Raw genomic sequence first — 20641 nt, 5'->3', positions numbered from 1 at the left:
TTTCATTCCTTTATTAATTCTCAACGAACAACAGAGGTAGTTGCACGGCTTCCTGCCTGCGAAAATTCATTCATATGCTAAATCTGATGGTCTTTAATTTCAATGTTAGGTTTATTTCTGAGCTTTCGCTAGTAAACTGAGATACAGGTAAATTAGTCGCAAAGAGGGACACCGTGAACCCCATATTTTCAGTTGGTATCCAGTCATTATGGGATGAATTGCGCCACATGCCAGCCGGCGGAGTCTGGTGGATCAGTACGGACCGCAATGAAGACGCTATTAGTCTTGTGAATCAAACAATTGCAGCGCAAGAGAAAAGTGCCCACGTCGCTGTGGTGACCATGGGCGAGGACCCTAAAGATATCATCAGCCTGAGTAATGAACAGGGGCCGGATAAAGTGCGTCTGTTTTCCATGCCAAACCAGGAAGATGGTCTATACTTTTTGCCCCGCGACATTCAATGCAGCATCGATCCTCATCGTTATTTACTGGTGCTTAAATGCGCGAACAATACCTGGCAAAATATACCCACAGAAAAATTGCGAGTCTGGCTGGAAAAAATCAATAAATGGGTGCGCGATCAAAATTGCACGCTGCTGGTGATCAGTCCTGGTAGTAATAATGATAAGCAGTTCTCATTTTTAATGAGTGAATATCGTTCCCTGTTTGGTTTGGCCAGTACGCGCCATCAGGCCGATAGCCATCTTTACGATATTGCGTTCTGGTGCAATGAAAAAGGGGTGAGCGCCCGACAACAGCTGACGCTGAAGCATATTGCTGGCGAGTGGCATGTCGCCCAGCAGGAAGAAACCGTCGTTCAGCCACGAAACGATGAAAAACGCATTCTGAGCCACATCGCTGTATTAGAAGGCGCCCCTGCCCTCTCTGAATATTGGTCTTTGTTCGAAACCAACGAATCGCTGTTTAATGAAGCCCGCACCACGCAGGCCGCGACGATTGTCTTTTCACTGACGCAGAATAATCAGATTGAGTCGATAGCCCGACAGATCCACACCCTGCGTCGCCAGCGCGGCAGCGCACTGAAAATCGTGGTCCGTGAGAACAACACCAGCCTGCGCGCCACCGATGAACGCCTGCTGCTCGGCTGCGGCGCGAACATGGTGATCCCGTGGAACGCCCCGCTTTCTCGCTGCCTGACGCTCATCGAAAGCCTCCAGGGTCAGCAGTTTAATCGCCACGTCCCGGAAGAGATCTCAACGCTGCTCTCCATGACCCAGCCGATGAAGCTGCGCGGCTACCAGAAATGGGATACGTTCTGCGACGCGGTGAGCAACATGATGAGCAACACGCTACTGCCGGCAGACGGTAAAGGGGTGATGGTCGCGCTGCGTCCGGTTCCGGGTATCCGTATCGAGCAGGCGCTGACGTTGTGCCGCCCGAACCGTACCGGGGATATCATGACCATCGGCGATAATCGCCTGGTGCTGTTTTTATCCTTCTGTCGCATCAACGACCTGGATACCGCCCTTAACCACATTTTCCCGCTGCCAACCGGAGATATCTTCTCCAACCGCATGGTCTGGTTTGAAGACAATTTGATCAGCGCCGAAATTGTGCAGATGAAACAGCTGCAGCCGGAACAATGGGGCAAACCGCTGCTGGTCGCGAGCGACAGCAAGCCGGTGCTGAACGCCACCCACGACGGACACGTTTGGCGTCGCGTCCCTGAGCCGCTGCGTTTGCTGAGTGATGCAGAGGAGAGAGCATCATCATGAACAATACTGACATTATTCAGCTCGTGATCCTGTGCGCGATCATCTTCTTCCCACTTGGCTACTATGCGCGCCATTCGTTACGCCGTACCCGCGATACGGTAAGACTGCTGTTTGCAAAACCTCGCTATGTAAAACCAGCTGGAACACTGAAACGGGCTTCACACGTCAAGGCAAACCGAAAACATGACTAATTCTACCTATACTGCTTCGGCACCTTCGCCGCTTTGGCAATACTGGCGCGGCCTGTCCGGCTGGAACTTCTATTTTCTGGTGAAATTCGGCCTGCTCTGGGCGGGCTATTTGAATTTCCATCCGCTGCTTAACCTGGTGTTTATGGCATTTTTGCTGATGCCCATTCCGAACCTGAAGCTGCACCGCCTGCGCCACTGGGTAGCGATACCGATTGGCTTCGGGCTGTTCTGGCATGATACCTGGCTTCCAGGCCCGGATAGCATCATGAGCCAGGGCTCGCAGGTGGCGGGCTTTAGCAGCGATTATCTTCTCGATCTGACCGAACGCTTTATCAACTGGCAGATGATTGGCGCCATTTTTGTGATGCTGATTGCATGGCTGTTCCTCTCCCAGTGGATCCGCATCACGGTGTTCGTGGTGGCGATTATGATCTGGCTGAACGTCCTGACGCTGGCAGGCCCGAGCTTCTCCCTGTGGCCAGCCGGTCAGCCGACAGAAACCGTGACTACCACGGGCGGCAGCGCCGCGCCGACAGTTGCTACCGCTGGCGATACGGCCGTGATCGGGGATATCCCGGCGCAAACCGCGCCACCGACCTCCACCAACCTTAACGCCTGGCTGTCCAGCTTCTATAACGCGGAAGCCAAGCGTCAGACGAAATTCCCGGCGTCACTGCCTGCCGACGCGCAGCCGTTTGAATTGCTGGTGATCAACATCTGTTCCCTCTCCTGGGCCGATGTGGAGGCTGCAGGTCTGTCGTCGCACCCGCTGTGGTCGCATTTCGATATTCAGTTCAAAGATTTTAACTCGGCCACCTCGTACAGCGGCCCGGCGGCGATTCGTCTGCTGCGCGCCAGCTGCGGTCAGCCGTCGCATAAAAATCTGTATCAGCCTGCGGGCAATCAGTGCTACCTGTTCGATAACCTCGAAAAACTGGGCTTTACCCAGCACCTGATGCTCGGCCATAACGGTATCTTTGGCGGCTTCCTGAAAGAAGTGCGCGAGAACGGCGGGATGCATGCGCCGCTGATGGACCAAACCGGTCTGCCAGTGCCACTGCTGGGCTTTGACGGTTCACCGGTGTATGACGACACCGCCACGCTGCAACGCTGGCTGCAAACGGTCGGGAAAGAGGAAAACACCCGTAGCGCGACCTTCTACAACACCCTACCGCTGCACGACGGTAACCACTATCCTGGCGTGAGCAAAACGGCGGATTACAAAGTTCGTGCGCAGAAGTTCTTCGATGAGCTGGATGCGTTCTTTACCGAACTGGAAAAATCAGGCCGTCGGGTGATGGTGGTTGTGGTGCCAGAGCACGGTGGCGCGCTGAAAGGCGACAGGATGCAGGTCTCCGGCTTGCGCGATATCCCAAGCCCGTCCATCACCAACGTGCCCGCCGGGATTAAGTTCTTCGGCATGAAAGCACCGCATCAGGGTGCGCCAATCGAAATCACCCAGCCGAGCAGCTATCTGGCAATTTCCGAGCTGGTTGCGCGTGCGGTAGACGGGAAGTTGTTTGTGGAAGACAGCGTGAACTGGAATCAGCTCACCAGCGGTCTGCCGCAGACGGCGGAAGTGTCTGAGAACGCGAATGCGGTGGTGATTCAGTACCAGAATAAGCCGTATGTACGGTTGAACGGTGGTGATTGGGTGCCATACCCGCAATAAGGTTCAGTAACTCCCCCACCCTGACGACTCTCCACACAGGAGAGCTGCCGGGGTGGGGAGATCCGTTCTACTGTCCCGCCACCCACACCAGCATCTTCAGGCTCGCCGAATAATAGTCATCTTTCGCCGTAATCTCCGGCTCACTCATCGCCTGCCCCATCGTTAAATCCCTTACCGCCAGCAGGCCACCTTCCATCATGTACGGCGCATAGTCGTTGGTCGTGACATTGACCCAGGCCGGGGTTTGCTCCCGACTGAACTGACCGAACCAGCTGCGCCACGGCGTGAGCTGCGGGCTTTGTGGGTTAAACCAGTGCACATATAGCGGTATGCGGATCGCATCGTAGCTCATGCGCGGTGGCCACGCTTTCGCAGGCGTCAGCGTGCCGTCTGCGGCCAGAGAAACCCAGTCGGTCGGCAGATTGGCCTTACCGCTTCCCATTTTTCCGAGCAGAGTTTGCCCGTCTTTGATCAGCTCGCGCCACACCTGCAAATGGCTGCGGTCAGCAAACGCCTGCCAGGCGGGGAAGATAAAATACGACGGATTGAGGACCACTTCGCTGTTGAGGTTAAACCCCTGCGCGCCCGGCAACATCACGCGCTGGCCTGCGTAGCGAATCACCGTGTGAGCCACCAGCGCTTTGGTAATGGCATCCGAGGCGGTGCTGTAGCTTTTGTCATGCCAGCGGGCGTCGGCTTTTAACAACGCCCAGGCGATCATCGTATCGCCATCGGTGGCGTCATTTTTGTCGGTAATCGGGTCCGGCTCGACGGGGTTGTAGCGCCAGTAAAACAGGCCGTTCTCTTTATTTTTTAGAGTTCTGTCGGTCCACTGCCAAAGCTTATCAAACGCCGCTTTGTCATCGCTTGCCACCGCCATCAGCATGGCGAAACCTTGCCCTTCCGTATGGGAAACGTTGCCGTTGCCGGTATCGACAATGCGGCCATCCGGCATTAAAAAGCGCGCTTTATAGCTCTCCCAGGCCTGACCGGCCTGAGAAAACGGCGAAAAACAGAGACTCATCATGACCGCCAGTGCGGCGCATGCAGGCTTTCTCATCATTTACTCACTGTGGGTTGTGGTAACGGAACTGCACGTCGGAAAGGGAATAGAGACGCTCGCGACTCACCGTCACATGCGCTTTCCCGCCCTGCCCCTGCATCCAGCGGACATACAGCCCTTCCAGTATTGCACAGAAGGCGTGACACCAGCGGCTTTGCTGGTCCTCACGACGGCTTACGGGCAGCGCCAGATGGCGCAGGGTGAGGTCGGTGTCGGTGGTGTTGATCTCCACGCAGCCCCAACCAAAACGCGCCAGCTGGGCGTTGATGTTGGCTTCCAGTTCGCCCACCGTTTCTGACGGCGGCAACGGAAACTGTTCGGCCAGCGCCACCCCCATCTGATGCAGGAACGGCTGGCTCTCCAGCTCACCGACGTTACGCACCATGCCGTCAACGATCAGCGCCAGTAGGTCAAACCAGCCTTCCGGCGTTTGCTGCGCGCGAAACCAGCTCAGGATCGCAGGGTTTTCCAGCGTCGTTGTCATTATTTATCTCCCAGCATGTAGCGGAAATAGAGTCCCGCCGTACTTTCGTTATAGCTGCCAAAGGTGTCATAACCGACCTTGCCGCCGATGGTCATGTCTTTGTTGACGTTGTAATCGACCCCGGCGCGGACGGTGTAGCCAATGCCGTTTTCAGAGGTGCCTTTGTAGGACGCTTCTTTCGCAAAGCCGCTCTCGACGGCCCCTTCCAGCAGTTGCTGCCAGCCGTCGTTAGTCGGGAAGTAGTCGCTGCTGTCCTGGCTGTAAGACTGGTAGCCCACCGAGCCGCCCAGTTTCAGCTTCCAGTTATCGATTTTTTGCGCGTAGTCGATCGGCAGCGAGACGCTAACGTAGTTCTGCGGGCTGAAGTATCCGCCCTGGCCGAAGGTAAACTGGCTGAGATTTTTTGAGAAATCCATCCAGCTCATGCTTAGCCCGGTTTTCACTTCGCGGAAGTCGTCGTGGTAAGGACGCAGATAGACCCCGGCGTTCGCATTGATGCTGGTGTTGCTCGCCACGTTTTCACCGAGATAGCTGTAACCACCGCCGCCCGCGTAGAAACCGGCATCGCCGTCGTCATAACTCAGCTGCAGGCTGCCGCCATTTTTAGTGACGCGCCCCCAGCGTTTGCCGGAATATTTATCTTCCAGCCCCACGTAAGATAGCAGGCTGTCTGTTACCGCGCGGCGCTCTCCGGTCATGATCAGCGACAGGTAATTGGTCAGTTTTGGCGACCATTTCACGCCGCCCACCAGCGTGCTCAGATCCTGTCCCAGCGGCGTGCTGCCGACATCAAGACGATAATCCTTCCCGCTCAGCGCCATGTTCAGCTCCACGCCATTCGCTTTTTGCGCATCCGTAGAGACATCCCCTGGCTGATTGACGTTGGCCTTCAGGTTCGAGGCTTCAAGGTATTCCCCGACCTTGCCGCCGTCGTAGGCTCCGAGCTTCGCCAGATTCAGCTGGCCGTCGGAACTCGTCAGGTTAAAGTCGTTGCTGTCCAGATCGCCTAAGCCCACCAGCGATGCAGCTCCCGGGTGCGCAGCAAGATAGGTTGCGCGCTCTGTGGCGTTCATCGCTGCAATGGCTTTCTGCTCGTTGGTCGCCGTTGCCACCATGTTCGACGCGGCGTTTGCCAGCGGGTTAGAGCCGAAGCGGCGCCACGCGTCACCGCTGGCACTGCCCGCGCTGAGCGTAATGGGCGTCGCGGTGAATTCGAAGCGAGACTCACCAAACGGCGAGCTGGACCAGGTGAGCGGCGCTTTGGCTTCCGTCAGCTTGCTGGTGCCCGATTCGCCATCGCGCCCGCGTACGTCCACCCCGCCCTGCAGCCACATACCGGTCTGCTCGTTCATCTGCTGCATCATCTCATCGACCTGACGCAAGGTGCGGCTCTGGGCCGTCTCCTGCGGCAGATCGGGACGCGTGGTGCCCGGCAGCGTCGAGCCTGGCTCGCGTGCCGTTTGCGCCAGTTGCCACGGCAGCCCGTTATCACTGGAGGCCGTAGCGCCGACCGCCTGAGCAGTGCGGCTGGTGCTCACGAACGGGTTATCCGCCAGCAGCAAGCCGCCCATCGTCGGCGTCGCCGCGCTGTTGGTGGATTGCAGACCCAGCAGTTTGCCGCGCGCGCTGCGCAGATAGGTCATCGCCTGCTGATGGTTGCCCTGGGCTTCTTCCAGACGCGCCAGTAACACCAGGCGGTCCGGCGAGCTGTTATTTTGCAGCCCGTTGGCGAGCTGCTTCGCTTTCACCACGTTGTCTTCAGCCAGCGCCACGTCGATGGCACCCGCGCGGGCATCCTGATCCGGCGTATCCCGCGTCATCAGGTAGTCGTAGACCACACCCGCCTCTTTGTTCATTTTGCCGGTCTGATACAGACGCGCCATCGCAAACATCAGGTCGGTATTTTGCGGATCGCTTTGCAGGGCGCGGATCAGTTTGTCATACGCTGCCGCATAGTTGCCCTGCTCGCGCAGCTGGTCGGCTTCGTTGATCACATACCCGTTACGCACGCCCGCCAGCTGAGTCGGCGAGCTGCGCGCCAGCAGTTCAGGATTCGCGAGGAAGCTCTGGGCTTCGCCGCTCAGCCCGGCCTGATTGAGCACTGACACCTGATCGGCGTAATCGCCCGCGTTACCCTGCACACCCTCACGCATATTGCTGCGCACCACCGCCACCGCGCCCGTCAGATCGCCACTTTGCGCCAGCATTCGCGCCAGTTTCCCCGCATCGGCCGGGTTTTCCGGTGGCCGCGTTGAGAGGGTTTTCAGGGTATTGGCCGCCGCGACGGAATTACCCTGCGCCAGGTAACGCTCTGCCGTCGCCATTTGCAGGTTGTAGTTCACGCGCTGAGCCAGCTCGCGCATTTGCGGCGTCTGGCTGGCGGGCGAGATGCGCGACAGAATGGTTTGCGACTGCTGCCACGCTCCGTTTTCGCTGGCGAACAGCGCCGCCGCATACAGCGAACTGGCCCCCGCTCCCTGACGAAATGCGGGCTGCATCACCGAAGCGGCTTCGCCGTCGGCACCGGATTTTTGCAGCAAACGCGCCAGATCGAGGCGGAGCCACGGATCGTCCGGTAGACGGGCAATCCCCTCGCGCAGAACCGCGATCGCCTGCTGAGTGTTCCCGCTTGCCGCCGCCTGCTGCGCCTGACGACGAATCGGATCGCCCGGTAAACCGGTTACCACGCGCGGCTGAAGTTTCGCCTGCAAACCGGCGGGCAGCGTGCGCAGCATCGCCTGGGCTTCGGCGGTTTTGTTCTGCTCTTTCAGGACGTAATAGAGATTTTCCCGCGCGGCGCCGTTGTTTGGCTGCTGGTTCAACAGCTCGCGCAGGGTCTGTTCGGCCTGTGGATAATCTTTGTTGTGGCGCAACACATCGGCGCGGAACAGGCGAGCCGCCGTGCCGCGCTCACCGCTCTGCTGCACCAGCGGAGCCGAAAGCGCCAGTGCCTGGCTGACATTGCCCTCTTTCAGCGCCTGCTGCGCCTGAGCGAGCTGACCGTAAAAGGCGGCGTCATCGGCCTGCTGCTGGCGTTCGCTGGAGGCGTCGCCGTCCTGGGTGGCTGCGCGTCCGAGATACTGCGCGGCAGCCTGATAGTCACCGCTGCGCTGCGCGATGTAGCCCATCCCGGCGAGCGCGTCGGCGTCCTGCGGGTTGGTTTGCAGCACCTGCTCAAACTGACGTTTGGCGGCCTCGGTGTTGCCGCTGTTGAGCGCCGTGAAGCCTTCGCCTTTCGCCGCGCCGCCCACGTTTTTGCGGTAGTACGCCTGCACTTCGCTGTCCTGCGGATGGCGTTGCAGCCAGGTGTCGTAGAATTGCTCGTCACCTGCTTTTGGCCCTAACCACAGCAGGGCCTGACGCAGGCCTGCATCCGCGTCTTTGCTGCCGCTCGCCATCTGCTGCAGCTGAATGATCCCGTCGCGGCGCGTGCTCTCCTGCCAGGTGAGCATTTTGCCCAGCGCCACGCGTGCGGCGTTGTCCTGCGGATTTTGTGCCGCAAAACGCTGCAGCTCAGCCAGAGCCTCAGGAAAGAGGGATTTGTCGCTGCCCATCGTCTGGTAATACTCTGGCGCGAGGCTCGCGGGCGGTGTGTCGCCGTTGAACAGCGTTTTCCAGGTCGCCAGCGCCGCCGGAATGTTTCCGCTGCGCGCCTGCTGGCGAGCCAGCGTCAGCGTGCCCTGCGGAACCTGAGTCATCTGTTTGGCATTATCCAGCGCCTGCAGGCCGCCATCATTTGGCGAGACGTTTGCCAGCCGCGCGCGCCACTGCGCCGCCGCCTGCAAATCGCCGTTTTGCTGCGCCCACAGGGCCATCAGGTAGAGCGCCTGGGTGTTGTTGGCATCGACCATCAATACTTTTTTCAGCGATTCGCTCGCCAGATCGTCGTGGGATTTTTCGTGCCAGTAGTTGGCCTGGTCAAACAGCGCCTTCAGCGCCGCCTCGTTTTGCGCCGCCTGCGCGGTGCCGCCAAAGGCCAGCACACCGGAAAGACAGAGGACCGATTGTAAGCTGTTTTTTTTCACTTTCCGCTCTCCGGATTCAGGCGCTTACGCGCACGCTTTTTCAGCCAGGCGTACAAGCCCAGACCGGCCAGCGAACTCATGATCAGACCCAGGATCGCCAGCAGCGCCGAGTGCTGGTTGGCATACCAGACAATCATCATGTGGGCAGGCATTTCACCGCTCGGGAACTGCGAGCCGACGCGGAAACTGCGCACACCGTTTTCGTTGGTGATGATTGCCGCGTCGCCACGAATTCCGGCGTTAATGCGCGCGGAGGTTAAGTCGTCATGCAGGCGCGAAAGCTGGTCGTCGTTGCTGCCCAGCGCCATCACTACCAGGCGGTCGCTGCTCCACGGCGAGCGGAAGCTGACAAATCCGCGCCACGCTTCGTTGGAGGAGAAATAGCGGTCTGCTTCGACGCCGTCGGAGGTCCAGTCGCCCGCCAGCCAGCGCTGCAGTTTTTGCCAGGTTGACGGCGTACGCACGCCCAGCGTGTTGTCGTGGGAGGTAAACGGCGATGCGTTCAGCAGGGCCTGGTTAAAGTCGTGCTGCCCCATACCGCTGACCGCCAGCACATCACGCGTGCGCAGAAGCTCAAGATTTCCGCCTGCCGTGGGCACGCCGAGCACCACGCGGTTGTTGTACAGCGCGGTGCCGGTGGCGTTACCGGAACGCGCCGCCATATCCAGCAGCGTGGCGATTTGCGTCTCCGTTGGCTGTTCAGGCAGCAGCAGCACCGTCTGGGAGTAGTCCGCCAGACGCGTGAACGGGAACGACGCGCCGACAAAGTAAGAGAGATTCGGCAGGAGCGAGAAGTGACGCGTGTGGCTCAGATCGATCCACGAGTCTTCATCAATGCGGCTCTTGATGTTGTTGTTCAGCAGCACGCTGCACGGCGCGTTCTCTTTCGCCGTGATGTTGAAATAGAGTGAGAGCTGGTTGTCGCCGTAAATCATGTACGGCTCAAGCGGCATATCAAACTTCTCCTGCCGCGCGTCGCCGCCCACTTTGTGCCATATGGTTTCCAGCGCGCCCTGTTTGTTCACCGGCAGATTGTGCAGGAAGGTGTCGTTAAGAGTCATGCTGAGCCAGGACCGGTTTTCGTCAATCCAGCTCTCCGTCGGGAAACGGTAGCCGATGTGCAGCGGAATGGTTTCCCCGTCCCAGAGGAAAAGGTCCGGCGCGGCGCGGAAAGCCACCCGCAGCGGCGCATGCCAGATCCCGGTGACGGTCAGGCTTTGATCCTTGCGGATCAGCTCCGAGAGCTTCACCGGACGATCCGTTGGGATCCAGCGCGGCGCATCGTAAGGCTTGCTCGTCGGGATCGTCTGCGCGGGGATCGAAATGGTGGCGGTTTGCAGGGCAAAGTTGCCGCGCGTCAGTCGCCATGCCGCCGTGCGCAGCGCCGCGTCGTCGTTCCCGACGACCAGCAGCAGTTTGTACACCGGGTTCGCCGGGTTATCGATCACCTGCAGCATCGGCTCGGTGGATTGCGGCAGCGTCAGGCCGCCGATTTTGTCACCCGGATGGCCAATCAGAATGCCGTTTTTCTCCGGCAGGATGTCGTGCAACGCCGCGAAAGAGACGCCGCGATAGTCAGCCTGAATCCCCAGCCAGGAGGAGATAAGCGCCGCTGCGCTGAGTGCATCGCTGCTGAGCGTGGGGGCGAAGGCAAAAGCGATGGCCGCAGGCGTCATCTGCATACTGTCGAAGAACGGGCGCGGGAAATGGCTCAGGTCCGAGCCGATATCCAGCTGCTGCCCTTCCAGCTCGAACCGGGAATCCGGCAGGATGGTGACGCGATATTTATCCGACAGATCGCGCTGGCACTGCATCGCGTCGCCGTCATTGATCTGCAGGCTCAGGTTATTGCTGGAGACCAGTAGCGCCGCTGGAATATCCAGCTGGAAGCGGGAGATATCGCTGTCCGCCGCGCCCAGAGGCACGGTACCCAGCGGCTGTCCGTTGAGCATCAGCTGCAGGGTGGCGTTACGTGTCGCCATCGCTGGCGAGACTTTCAGGTTCAGCGAGAGCTGGGCATTCGTGATCACCTGATCGACCGGCAGGGTGAAGTTCATTCCCCCCTGAAGCTGGCCGCCGCTCAAGACCAGCCCCTGCGGCTGGCCCATCTGTGCCACAGTGATGCTGTTCACCGTCGAAGGGACAAAAATCGGAAGCGCGGCCGCCGTTGGCGCAGGCATCTCGACCGGTAGCAGCGAGGCGACGGTGGTCTCTTCACTGTGGAGCGGCAACGCAAACAGGGATGCCGCAAGCAAGGTGAGTTTTGTCAGCTGTTTCATGCGTTGCCGTCCTCCTGCACCTGCGCTTGCGCACGCCGGTTTTCCCGACGCGTTTTCCACGTCAGCCAGAAGAGATCAAACACGCAGCGCACAATGGTGAACAGCGAACGGAATGGGTTGTCCTGCGGTTTCGGTGGCTGGATCCATGCATCTGCACGCGCGAGGACCACGCGCACCAGCTCACGGCGGCGCGCCAGAGGAATATCTTCGAACATCAGGCGGATAAAGTGTTCGTCCGTCGCGACAACGTTGACGGGAATGCTGATTGCACCTGATTGCAGCAGCAGCTCGACCTCTTCGATATCATCTGTCAGATGGCGATCGTCCGGCAGCTCAACGCGACAGCCGCCCATCGACAGGTCGGCGGTCTGGCTGCGGGAGGAGATGCCGCTGGCGTAGTGGATCAGCACCGGGATTTTGACCTCGATGCGGATGGTTTTGCGCGTCTGGCGCGTTTCCCGGGCGACGGCAATCGCCGCCAGCAGGAAGATCAGACTGTAGAGTCCCCAGCCAACGTTCAGGGCGATCACGCTCGGATCAACGCCGTAGTAGTCGTGAGCGCAGGCGCGGACGATACCGGCGATGACGCCAATGCCCAGCAGGATCGCAATCACCAGGTGCGGGCGAACGACGCGGAAATCGAAATAACCGACGTTAAGCAGCGCCCCTTTGTCCGTTACGTTGAACTTGCCGCGCTTCGGGAAAACCATGGTGACCACGGTGGGCAGTACCAGATGGAACGCCAGCACCAGGTCGTAGATTTCGCCCCAGAAGCTGTAGCGATAGCGACCGTTCATGCGCGAGTTCAGGTAAATCGCCAGGAACAGATGCGGCAGCGCGTAGGCAAAGACCAGCCCCGCCGAGGAGTGGATGATGTTGAGGTTAAACAGCAGATAGGCCAGCGGCGCGGTCAGGAAGGCAATGCGCGGCAGGGCAAACTGGTAGTAAAGCATGGCGCTGAGGTAGCACAGACGCTGCTGGATGGTCAGCCCACGACCAAAGAGCGGGTTGTCCAGACGGAAAATCTGCGTCATCCCGCGCGCCCAGCGCGTACGCTGAATGACGTGCAGCACCAGACGTTCGGTTGCGAGGCCTGCTGCCAGTGGAATATCGAGAAACGCGGATTTCCAGCCGAGACGCTGCATTTTCAGCGCGGTGTGGGCATCTTCCGTGACCGTTTCTACCGCGAAGCCGCCGATCTCCTCCAGCGCGCTGCGACGAATCACGGCACACGAACCGCAGAAGAAGGTGGCGTTCCAGTTGTCGTTGCCCTGCTGAATCGGGCCGTAGAACAGCGTCCCTTCGTTCGGGATATTGCGCCCGACGGAGAGGTTACGCTCGAACGGATCGGGTGAGTAGAAGTAGTGCGGCGTCTGCACCAGCGCCAGCTTCGGATCTTTCAGGAACCCGCCCACGGTGGCCTGCAGGAAAATGCGCGTGGCGACGTGGTCGCAGTCAAAAACGGTGATCAACTCGCCCTGGGTGAGTTTCATCGCATGGTTGAGGTTGCCCGCTTTCGCATGGGAATTGTCGTTACGCGTGATGTATCCCACGCCGACATCTGCCGCAAAGACGGCGAACTCGCGACGCTTGCCGTCATCGAGCAGGTAGATCTTCATTTTGTCGCGCGGGTAGTCAATACATTGCGCGGCAAGGACCGTATCGCGCACTACATCCAGCGATTCGTTATAGGTGGGGATGTAGACGTCGACCGTCGGCCAGAGTGACATGTCATCCGGCAGCGGCACGATCTCGCGCTTGAGCGGCCAGATGGTTTGCAGATAATTTAGCAAGAGCAGGACCCAGACGTAGACCTCTGCCAGAAAAAGCCCCATCCCGAGAATGGTCTCAATCTCGGAATTAAAATGCAGGGTTTGCGTCAGGCGGAAATACATATAGCGGGTCGACATCAATAATGACATCACCACCATAATCACGGAGATACTGCGTCTTTTGCTGAAGCCCATTAAAAACAGCAGGCCAATGCTAATAAAGCCAAAGATATATTGTTTCTGGCTGTCCATTGGCGTGATGACGATCAGCAGCGCGACGGGAAGCATTGCTAACGTCAGCAAAATATAAAGAAACTTTTTCATAGGTCGTCCTGGGTGGATTTAAAACCCTGACTTACGCGGAAGGGTATGGACAGTGCCGTCGCCCACTTTTACGCCAAGAATACCTGCGACTTTTTTGGCAATAAGCTCAATGTCGAAGGCGGCGGCTGACGCCGGGCTAAAGTCGAATATGGACTGTTGAGAGGCATTGGCTTCTCCGACGCTTTCATCGCGGTGAACCACACCCAGCAGCTTGTCGCCGAGTTTATTCTCCACGAAGGTGGTGACATCGCGGCTGATCTGACGGCGGTTGTCACTTTGGTTGAGGACGAAATAGTGTCCGGCTTTGTGATTGAGCACCCCGCCCGTCAGACGCTGATTATCAATTTGCGGCAGCAGTGAGAGTGAAGCGGTGTCTGCCAGCAGCGTGATCAGATGCAGATCGGCCAGGCGCGACATCGCTTTTAGCGCCGGTGACGGGCCAGGAGGAAAGTCAGCAACAATAATCAGGCCCGGATAGTTGAGCAGCGTACTCAGCCCACGCGTGAGGAAGTGCTCATCATTCTTGAGTCGCTCTTCAAACGCCATGCGCTGATCTTCGCTGGCGTCGCCGTACGGCAGCACGAACAGGTTTCCGCCCGCCGTGAGGACAAACTGGCTCCAGTCGGAGGATTCCGCGGCTTTGGCAACGTAACCCCGGCAGTCGGCAAGCGGCACGCCAAAGTGCAGACGCAGCGCGTTTTGCACATCAAAATCCAGCGCTAATACTTTGCTGCCCGAGCGCGCCAGCGCATAAGCCAGGTTTGCGGTCATGGTCGTTTTCCCCACCCCGCCCTTCGGCGAGCAAACGCAAACTAACGGCATGTGGCGATCCTTTCCAGCAGGGAATTGAGTGGCTGATTCTTTTCAGCCGCGGGTTTTGGCGCACTTGCGGCAGGCGCAAACAGACGTGAAAAATTCACCTCTGTCGGGGCATGGACGGGTGCCGGTGCCGCAATGTGAACCGGCGCAGGTGTGGGCATCGGGAGGCTTTCTGCCGGAGTAGCAAGTTGCTCAGCAACGCCCTGAAAAATCGGCGAGGCATTGGCTGGAGTGATATCGAAAGCAGCAACATCGGGTAGTGGCGTTCCCTCAGCCTGGGTGAAGGTTTCTGCACTGACAGGCTGCGGCGCGGCTAGAGACACATGCCCCCCGTGCGCGAAAGTATCGGTTTCAGCCTGTGGCCGAAGCTGGTTGAGAATGGCCCAACTCCCTTGATCGCTCACCTGGTTTTGCCCTGAAAAGTCTTTGAAATCGAGCGCTTGATTGCGCGTTTTATCCTTAAATCGCTGCAAATCATCATAATGATTCATAGTTATACTCATGATTTACAAATAAATAATGTACACACCACGTTTTGACTTCAGTGGCCATTCACGGTCAACAGACGTGTTTTATTCAGGCGCAGGCGTACATTCACGTTTCGGTTTAAACCGAACGCTTATTTTTGGCATGTTTAAATTATGGGTTTATTACCGATTTGCTTATTTACGGCATAAGCTTAAACATCGACTCGACACATGCTAACTGTTTTTAACACATAAAAATATCGAAGTGTTTTTGGTTTAATCTAACCAAAACTGTGGCGATTTAGGAGGGATAATAACAATAAAAGCAGCGTGATAAATTGCTAACTTGAAAATACTAAGAATTAAAAACCAACCATGATGAATCTCATTTTAATAAAAAGTTACTCTGTGAAATATTTAGAAATACTTTTATGTCGTTATTATTTTGAGAAAATCAGTAACCCCTTCTTCTCATTACTGATCTTTGAAACCTACCCGTTTAGGTAGGGCGCGTTAAATGGAGATTAAAAAAGGGAGCCAGCGGCTCCCTTTGATTATTCCGCGCTTCTGAGGGAGATTTCTCCGCCCACCCACGGCTTCAGAATGCCATCCTGCTCCAGCATGAGTGCACCCTGGGCGTTAATACCGCGTGAAATCCCGAAGATTTCTTTGTCGCCAATGATCAGTTTTACCGGACGATGAATAAAGTTATCCAGTTTCTCCCAGCGGGAGAGGAAAGGTGCAAGTCCGTCCTGCTCAAAGAGCGTCAACGCCTCACGCAGCTCTTTAATCAGACGAACGGCGAGCGTGTTACGGTCCATAGTGATGCCCGCTTCCTGCAGCGTAATCCAGCCCTGGTTAACGATATCTGCCTGGACTTGTCGCATGACCATATTGAGACCTGCGCCGATCACGATTTGCGCGGCATCGCCGGTTTTGCCTGTCAGTTCCACTAATATGCCTGCAAGTTTACGATCGTTCAGGTAGAGATCGTTCGGCCATTTTACGCGGACTTTATCGGCACCGAGGTCATGTAACACTTCGGCCATCACAATGCCGATCACCAGACTTAAGCCAATTGCCGCCGCCGGGCCTTGCTCAAGGCGCCAGAACATCGACAGGTAAAGGTTGGCACCAAAGGGTGAGAACCATTTGCGGCCACGACGACCACGACCGGCTTGCTGGTATTCCGCGACGCAGCAGTCGCCGGAGTTGAGGGTGCTGATACGGTCGAGAAGATATTGATTGGTGGAATCGATAACCGGCAAGACCGTCACCTTACCCTGATCAAGCTGGCGGCAAATCACTGATTCATCCAGTAACTGGATAGGTTCGGGCAGGCTGTACCCTTTTCCCGGAACAGTGAAAACATCTACACCCCAGTCGCGAAGGGTCTGAATATGTTTGTTAATGGCGGCACGACTCATCCCGAGATGTTCACCCAGCTGCTCACCAGAGTGAAATTCCCCATCAGACAGGATGCTAATCAGCGTTAAGGGTACGGTGTTATCTTTCACGCAATTGTCTCCACGGCGTTCACCTCACCTGTACGGCCGATAAAGCGAACTTCTGGCTCAAGCCAAACGTTGAATTTATCGCCTACGCACTGGCGAACGTGGTGCGCCAGACGCACAACATCTTCACTGGTCGCATTATTTTCATTGATTAACACCAGGGCTTGCTGGCGATGCACCACTGCCCCCCTTCAACCGCACCTTTTAACTGACATTGATCGATAAGCCAGCCTGCAGCCAGTTTTACACTGCCATCAGCCTGCGGATAATGTGGCGCGTTTGGCCATTGGGCGAGCAGCGTTTGCGCGGTTTCGCTGCTGATCACCGGGTTTTTGAAGAAACTGCCGGCGTTTCCATTCACCTTTGGATCGGGCAGTTTTGTCATGCGCATGTGGCAGACGGCGTCGAACACTTCGTGAGGCGTTACGGTCTGCGGATCAAGGCGCGTTAAATCACCGTACGTTAGTACTGGCTGCCACTGTTTTGCCAGGCGTAGTCCTACAGAAACAATGACATAACGATCCTGATACTCATGCTTGAAGATGCTGTCGCGGTAGCCAAAACGGCACTGTTCAGCGGTCAACCGGATGGCTTTGCCCGTCGCCAGCTCAATGCAATCGACATACTCACAAACGTGTTTTAACTCGATGCCGTAGGCACCGATATTTTGAATGGGGGATGATCCTGCACAGCCGGGAATGAGCGCCAGGTTTTCCAGGCCAGCCATTCCGTGTTCCAGGGTGAATTGCACCAGATTGTGCCAGTTTTCACCTGCCCCAACGTGCAAATGCCAGCTGTCGTCTGTCTCGGTGACATCGATGCCTGAAATGCGGTTAACAATAACCGTACCGGCGAAATCATCAAGAAAGAGAACGTTACTTCCCTCGCCTAGAATCAGGACAGGTTGGTGATTTTCAGTGGCGGTTTTCCACGCATCGAGCAGTTGCTGAGCGTTCTCTGCACGCACGATATTATTAGCATTACGTTGAATGCCAAAGGTATTCCAGGGCTTAAGGGAGTGGTTCATAGATGCTATCCTGATGCAAAATCAGGGATAGTTTACCGTATATGTGGGGGGATGGGTGATTAGTTTGACGCGTAGTAAAGGGGATCTGATGTACGACAAAAACGCAAAAAGGCCATCCTTTCGGATGGCCTCTTCACTTGTTTGATGCCTGGCAGTTCCCTACTCTCACATGGGGAGACCCCACACTACCATCGGCGCTACGGCGTTTCACTTCTGAGTTCGGCATGGGGTCAGGTGGGACCACCGCGCTAAAGCCGCCAGGCAAATTCTGTATCAACACGCATCTCTGCGCATTAAGTAATCTGTATCAGCTGAAAATCGGTCTCTGCTTCGCCAAAACATCTTCGGCGTTGTAAGGTTAAGCCTCACGGTTCATTAGTACTGGTTAGCTCAATACATCGCTGCACTTACACACCCAGCCTATCAACGTCGTAGTCTTCAACGTTCCTTCAGGACCCTTAAAGGGTCAGGGAGAACTCATCTCGGGGCAAGTTTCGTGCTTAGATGCTTTCAGCACTTATCTTTTCCGCATTTAGCTACCGGGCAATGCCATTGGCATGACAACCCGAACACCAGTGATGCGTCCACTCCGGTCCTCTCGTACTAGGAGCAGCCCCCCTCAATTCTCCAGCGCCCACGGCAGATAGGGACCGAACTGTCTCACGACGTTCTAAACCCAGCTCGCGTACCACTTTAAACGGCGAACAGCCGTACCCTTGGGACCTACTTCAGCCCCAGGATGTGATGAGCCGACATCGAGGTGCCAAACACCGCCGTCGATATGAACTCTTGGGCGGTATCAGCCTGTTATCCCCGGAGTACCTTTTATCCGTTGAGCGATGGCCCTTCCATTCAGAACCACCGGATCACTATGACCTGCTTTCGCACCTGCTCGAGCCGTCACTCTCGCAGTCAAGCTAGCTTATGCCATTGCACTAACCTCCTGATGTCCGACCAGGATTAGCTAACCTTCGTGCTCCTCCGTTACTCTTTAGGAGGAGACCGCCCCAGTCAAACTACCCACCAGACACTGTCCGCAACCCGGATCACGGGTCTACGTTAGAACACCAGCCATTAAAGGGTGGTATTTCAAGGTTGGCTCCACGCAGACTGGCGTCCACGCTTCAAAGCCTCCCACCTATCCTACACATCAAGGACCAGTGTTCAGTGTCAAGCTATAGTAAAGGTTCACGGGGTCTTTCCGTCTTGCCGCGGGTACACTGCATCTTCACAGCGAGTTCAATTTCACTGAGTCTCGGGTGGAGACAGCCTGGCCATCATTACGCCATTCGTGCAGGTCGGAACTTACCCGACAAGGAATTTCGCTACCTTAGGACCGTTATAGTTACGGCCGCCGTTTACCGGGGCTTCGATCAAGAGCTTCGCGTTGCCGCTAACCCCATCAATTAACCTTCCGGCACCGGGCAGGCGTCACACCGTATACGTCCACTTTCGTGTTTGCACAGTGCTGTGTTTTTAATAAACAGTTGCAGCCAGCTGGTATCTTCGACTGGTTTCAGCTCCATCCGCAGGGACTTCACCTACACACCAGCGTGCCTTCTCCCGAAGTTACGGCACCATTTTGCCTAGTTCCTTCACCCGAGTTCTCTCAAGCGCCTTGGTATTCTCTACCTGACCACCTGTGTCGGTTTGGGGTACGATTTGATGTTACCTGATGCTTAGAGGCTTTTCCTGGAAGCAGGGCATTTGTTACTTCAGCACCGTAGTGCCTCGTCATCACACCTCAGCGTTAAAAAGGTACCGGATTTACCTGGAACCTCCGCCTACATGCTTAAACCGGGACAACCGTCGCCCGGCTAACATAGCCTTCTCCGTCCCCCCTTCGCAGTAACACCAAGTACAGGAATATTAACCTGTTTCCCATCGACTACGCCTTTCGGCCTCGCCTTAGGGGTCGACTCACCCTGCCCCGATTAACGTTGGACAGGAACCCTTGGTCTTCCGGCGAGCGGGCTTTTCACCCGCTTTATCGTTACTTATGTCAGCATTCGCACTTCTGATACCTCCAGCATGCCTCACAGCACACCTTCAACGGCTTACAGAACGCTCCCCTACCCAACAACGCATAAGCGTCGCTGCCGCAGCTTCGGTGCATGGTTTAGCCCCGTTACATCTTCCGCGCAGGCCGACTCGACCAGTGAGCTATTACGCTTTCTTTAAATGATGGCTGCTTCTAAGCCAACATCCTGGCTGTCTGTGCCTTCCCACATCGTTTCCCACTTAACCATGACTTTGGGACCTTAGCTGGCGGTCTGGGTTGTTTCCCTCTTCACGACGGACGTTAGCACCCGCCGTGTGTCTCCCGTGATAACATTCTTCGGTATTCGTAGTTTGCATCGGGTTGGTAAGCCGGGATGGCCCCTAGCCGAAACAGTGCTCTACCCCCGAAGATGAGTTCACGAGGCGCTACCTAAATAGCTTTCGGGGAGAACCAGCTATCTCCCGGTTTGATTGGCCTTTCACCCCCAGCCACAAGTCATCCGCTAATTTTTCAACATTAGTCGGTTCGGTCCTCCAGTTAGTGTTACCCAACCTTCAACCTGCCCATGGCTAGATCACCGGGTTTCGGGTCTATACCCTGCAACTTAACGCCCAGTTAAGACTCGGTTTCCCTTCGGCTCCCCTATACGGTTAACCTTGCTACAGAATATAAGTCGCTGACCCATTATACAAAAGGTACGCAGTCACCCCATAAAGAGGCTCCCACTGCTTGTACGTACACGGTTTCAGGTTCTTTTTCACTCCCCTCGCCGGGGTTCTTTTCGCCTTTCCCTCACGGTACTGGTTCACTATCGGTCAGTCAGGAGTATTTAGCCTTGGAGGATGGTCCCCCCATATTCAGACAGGATACCACGTGTCCCGCCCTACTCTTCGAGTTCACAGCGTGTGCATTTTTGTGTACGGGACTTTCACCCTGTATCGTGCGACTTTCCAGACGCTTCCACTAACACACGCGCTGATTCAGACTCTGGGCTCCTCCCCGTTCGCTCGCCGCTACTGGGGGAATCTCGGTTGATTTCTTTTCCTCGGGGTACTTAGATGTTTCAGTTCCCCCGGTTCGCCTCATGCCACTATGTATTCATGACATGATAGTGTGTCGGAACACACTGGGTTTCCCCATTCGGGTATCGCCGGGTCAAAGGTTCATATCACCTCGCCGACGCTTATCGCAGATTAGCACGCCCTTCATCGCCTCTGACTGCCAGGGCATCCACCGTGTACGCTTAGTCGCTTAACCTCACAACCC

The 20641-nt window shown here is 56.6% G+C and carries 11 protein-coding genes, 2 rRNA genes and 1 pseudogene; 3 read left to right on the top strand and 11 right to left on the bottom strand.

Translation table 11 applies throughout. The annotated features are described in order from the left end of the window. The first annotated feature begins 173 nt into the window (after positions 1 to 173). Genes bcsE through bcsG form a run of 3 tightly spaced genes read left to right on the top strand, consistent with a single transcriptional unit; the run spans position 174 to position 3599 of the window. Positions 174 to 1736 carry a cellulose biosynthesis c-di-GMP-binding protein BcsE gene (bcsE, locus tag DAI21_RS05615; protein ID WP_107702663.1) on the top strand — a complete coding sequence of 521 codons (1563 nt, stop codon included), beginning with the start codon at positions 174 to 176 and terminating at the stop codon, positions 1734 to 1736. Beyond that, positions 1733 to 1927 (top strand): cellulose biosynthesis protein BcsF, encoded by a 195-nt coding sequence (gene bcsF / locus DAI21_RS05610; RefSeq protein WP_100778486.1) that lies wholly within the window; start codon positions 1733 to 1735, stop codon positions 1925 to 1927. Before bcsE ends, bcsF begins: the two co-directional genes overlap by 4 nt. Beyond that, entirely contained in the window at positions 1920 to 3599 is a 1680-nt protein-coding gene (gene bcsG / locus DAI21_RS05605) for a cellulose biosynthesis protein BcsG (protein ID WP_100778485.1), read from the top strand. The genes bcsF and bcsG overlap by 8 nt, the downstream gene beginning before the upstream one ends. A gap of 67 nt (positions 3600 to 3666) precedes the next feature. Here bcsG and DAI21_RS05600 read toward each other — a convergent pair whose 3' ends face one another. The 11 genes and pseudogenes from DAI21_RS05600 to DAI21_RS05550 form a co-directional block, all read right to left on the bottom strand. Next, positions 3667 to 4659 carry a glycosyl hydrolase family 8 gene (locus DAI21_RS05600; protein WP_107702662.1) on the bottom strand — a complete coding sequence of 331 codons (993 nt, stop codon included), beginning with the start codon at positions 4657 to 4659 and terminating at the stop codon, positions 3667 to 3669. A 7-nt stretch (positions 4660 to 4666) separates the two neighbouring features. After that, a complete protein-coding gene (bcsD, locus tag DAI21_RS05595) occupies positions 4667 to 5146 on the bottom strand; it encodes a cellulose biosynthesis protein BcsD (RefSeq protein WP_107702661.1) in 480 nt (159 codons plus the stop codon). After that, positions 5146 to 9171 (bottom strand): cellulose biosynthesis protein BcsC, encoded by a 4026-nt coding sequence (locus DAI21_RS05590; protein WP_107702660.1) that lies wholly within the window; start codon positions 9169 to 9171, stop codon positions 5146 to 5148. The genes bcsD and DAI21_RS05590 overlap by 1 nt, the downstream gene beginning before the upstream one ends. Further along, positions 9168 to 11450, bottom strand: a complete 2283-nt coding sequence (gene bcsB / locus DAI21_RS05585) for a cellulose biosynthesis cyclic di-GMP-binding regulatory protein BcsB (RefSeq protein WP_107702659.1) — start codon at positions 11448 to 11450, stop codon at positions 9168 to 9170. The genes DAI21_RS05590 and bcsB overlap by 4 nt, the downstream gene beginning before the upstream one ends. Then, entirely contained in the window at positions 11447 to 13546 is a 2100-nt protein-coding gene (gene bcsA / locus DAI21_RS05580; RefSeq protein ID WP_107702658.1) for a UDP-forming cellulose synthase catalytic subunit, read from the bottom strand. Before bcsA ends, bcsB begins: the two co-directional genes overlap by 4 nt. Before the next feature lie 18 nt (positions 13547 to 13564). Continuing rightward, positions 13565 to 14368, bottom strand: coding sequence for a cellulose biosynthesis protein BcsQ (bcsQ, locus tag DAI21_RS05575; RefSeq protein WP_107702657.1), 804 nt, complete (start codon positions 14366 to 14368; stop codon positions 13565 to 13567). After that, a complete protein-coding gene (gene bcsO / locus DAI21_RS05570; protein WP_107702656.1) occupies positions 14359 to 14856 on the bottom strand; it encodes a cellulose biosynthesis protein BcsO in 498 nt (165 codons plus the stop codon). Before bcsO ends, bcsQ begins: the two co-directional genes overlap by 10 nt. A 530-nt stretch (positions 14857 to 15386) precedes the next feature. Next, positions 15387 to 16349, bottom strand: coding sequence for a bifunctional biotin--[acetyl-CoA-carboxylase] ligase/biotin operon repressor BirA (birA, locus tag DAI21_RS05565; protein WP_100778477.1), 963 nt, complete (start codon positions 16347 to 16349; stop codon positions 15387 to 15389). Beyond that, a pseudogene (murB, locus tag DAI21_RS05560) lies at positions 16346 to 17373 on the bottom strand (UDP-N-acetylmuramate dehydrogenase). Before murB ends, birA begins: the two are co-directional and overlap by 4 nt. Before the next feature lie 146 nt (positions 17374 to 17519). Next, a 5S ribosomal RNA gene (rrf, locus tag DAI21_RS05555) occupies positions 17520 to 17635 on the bottom strand. A 92-nt stretch (positions 17636 to 17727) separates the two neighbouring features. Further along, positions 17728 to 20632: ribosomal RNA gene (locus DAI21_RS05550) — 23S ribosomal RNA — on the bottom strand. Positions 20633 to 20641: the final 9 nt, after the last annotated feature.

The sequence above is a fragment of the Lelliottia sp. WB101 genome (assembly GCF_003051885.1).
Taxonomy (GTDB): domain Bacteria; phylum Pseudomonadota; class Gammaproteobacteria; order Enterobacterales; family Enterobacteriaceae; genus Enterobacter; species Enterobacter nimipressuralis.
Note: the sequence above shows the minus strand (reverse complement) of the source record. Positions and strands in the feature narration are given on the sequence as shown.

What these genes read in the sequence shown, in the direction of transcription:
- bcsF (WP_100778486.1), top strand. Translation starts at nt 1,733, where the DNA reads ATGAACAATACTGACATTATTCAGCTCGTGATCCTGTGCGCGATCATC.
- bcsG (WP_100778485.1), top strand. Translation starts at nt 1,920, where the DNA reads ATGACTAATTCTACCTATACTGCTTCGGCACCTTCGCCGCTTTGGCAA.
- DAI21_RS05600 (WP_107702662.1), bottom strand. Translation starts at nt 4,659, where the DNA reads ATGAGAAAGCCTGCATGCGCCGCACTGGCGGTCATGATGAGTCTCTGT.
- bcsD (WP_107702661.1), bottom strand. Translation starts at nt 5,146, where the DNA reads ATGACAACGACGCTGGAAAACCCTGCGATCCTGAGCTGGTTTCGCGCG.
- bcsB (WP_107702659.1), bottom strand. Translation starts at nt 11,450, where the DNA reads ATGAAACAGCTGACAAAACTCACCTTGCTTGCGGCATCCCTGTTTGCG.
- bcsA (WP_107702658.1), bottom strand. Translation starts at nt 13,546, where the DNA reads ATGAAAAAGTTTCTTTATATTTTGCTGACGTTAGCAATGCTTCCCGTC.
- bcsQ (WP_107702657.1), bottom strand. Translation starts at nt 14,368, where the DNA reads ATGCCGTTAGTTTGCGTTTGCTCGCCGAAGGGCGGGGTGGGGAAAACG.
- bcsO (WP_107702656.1), bottom strand. Translation starts at nt 14,856, where the DNA reads ATGAATCATTATGATGATTTGCAGCGATTTAAGGATAAAACGCGCAAT.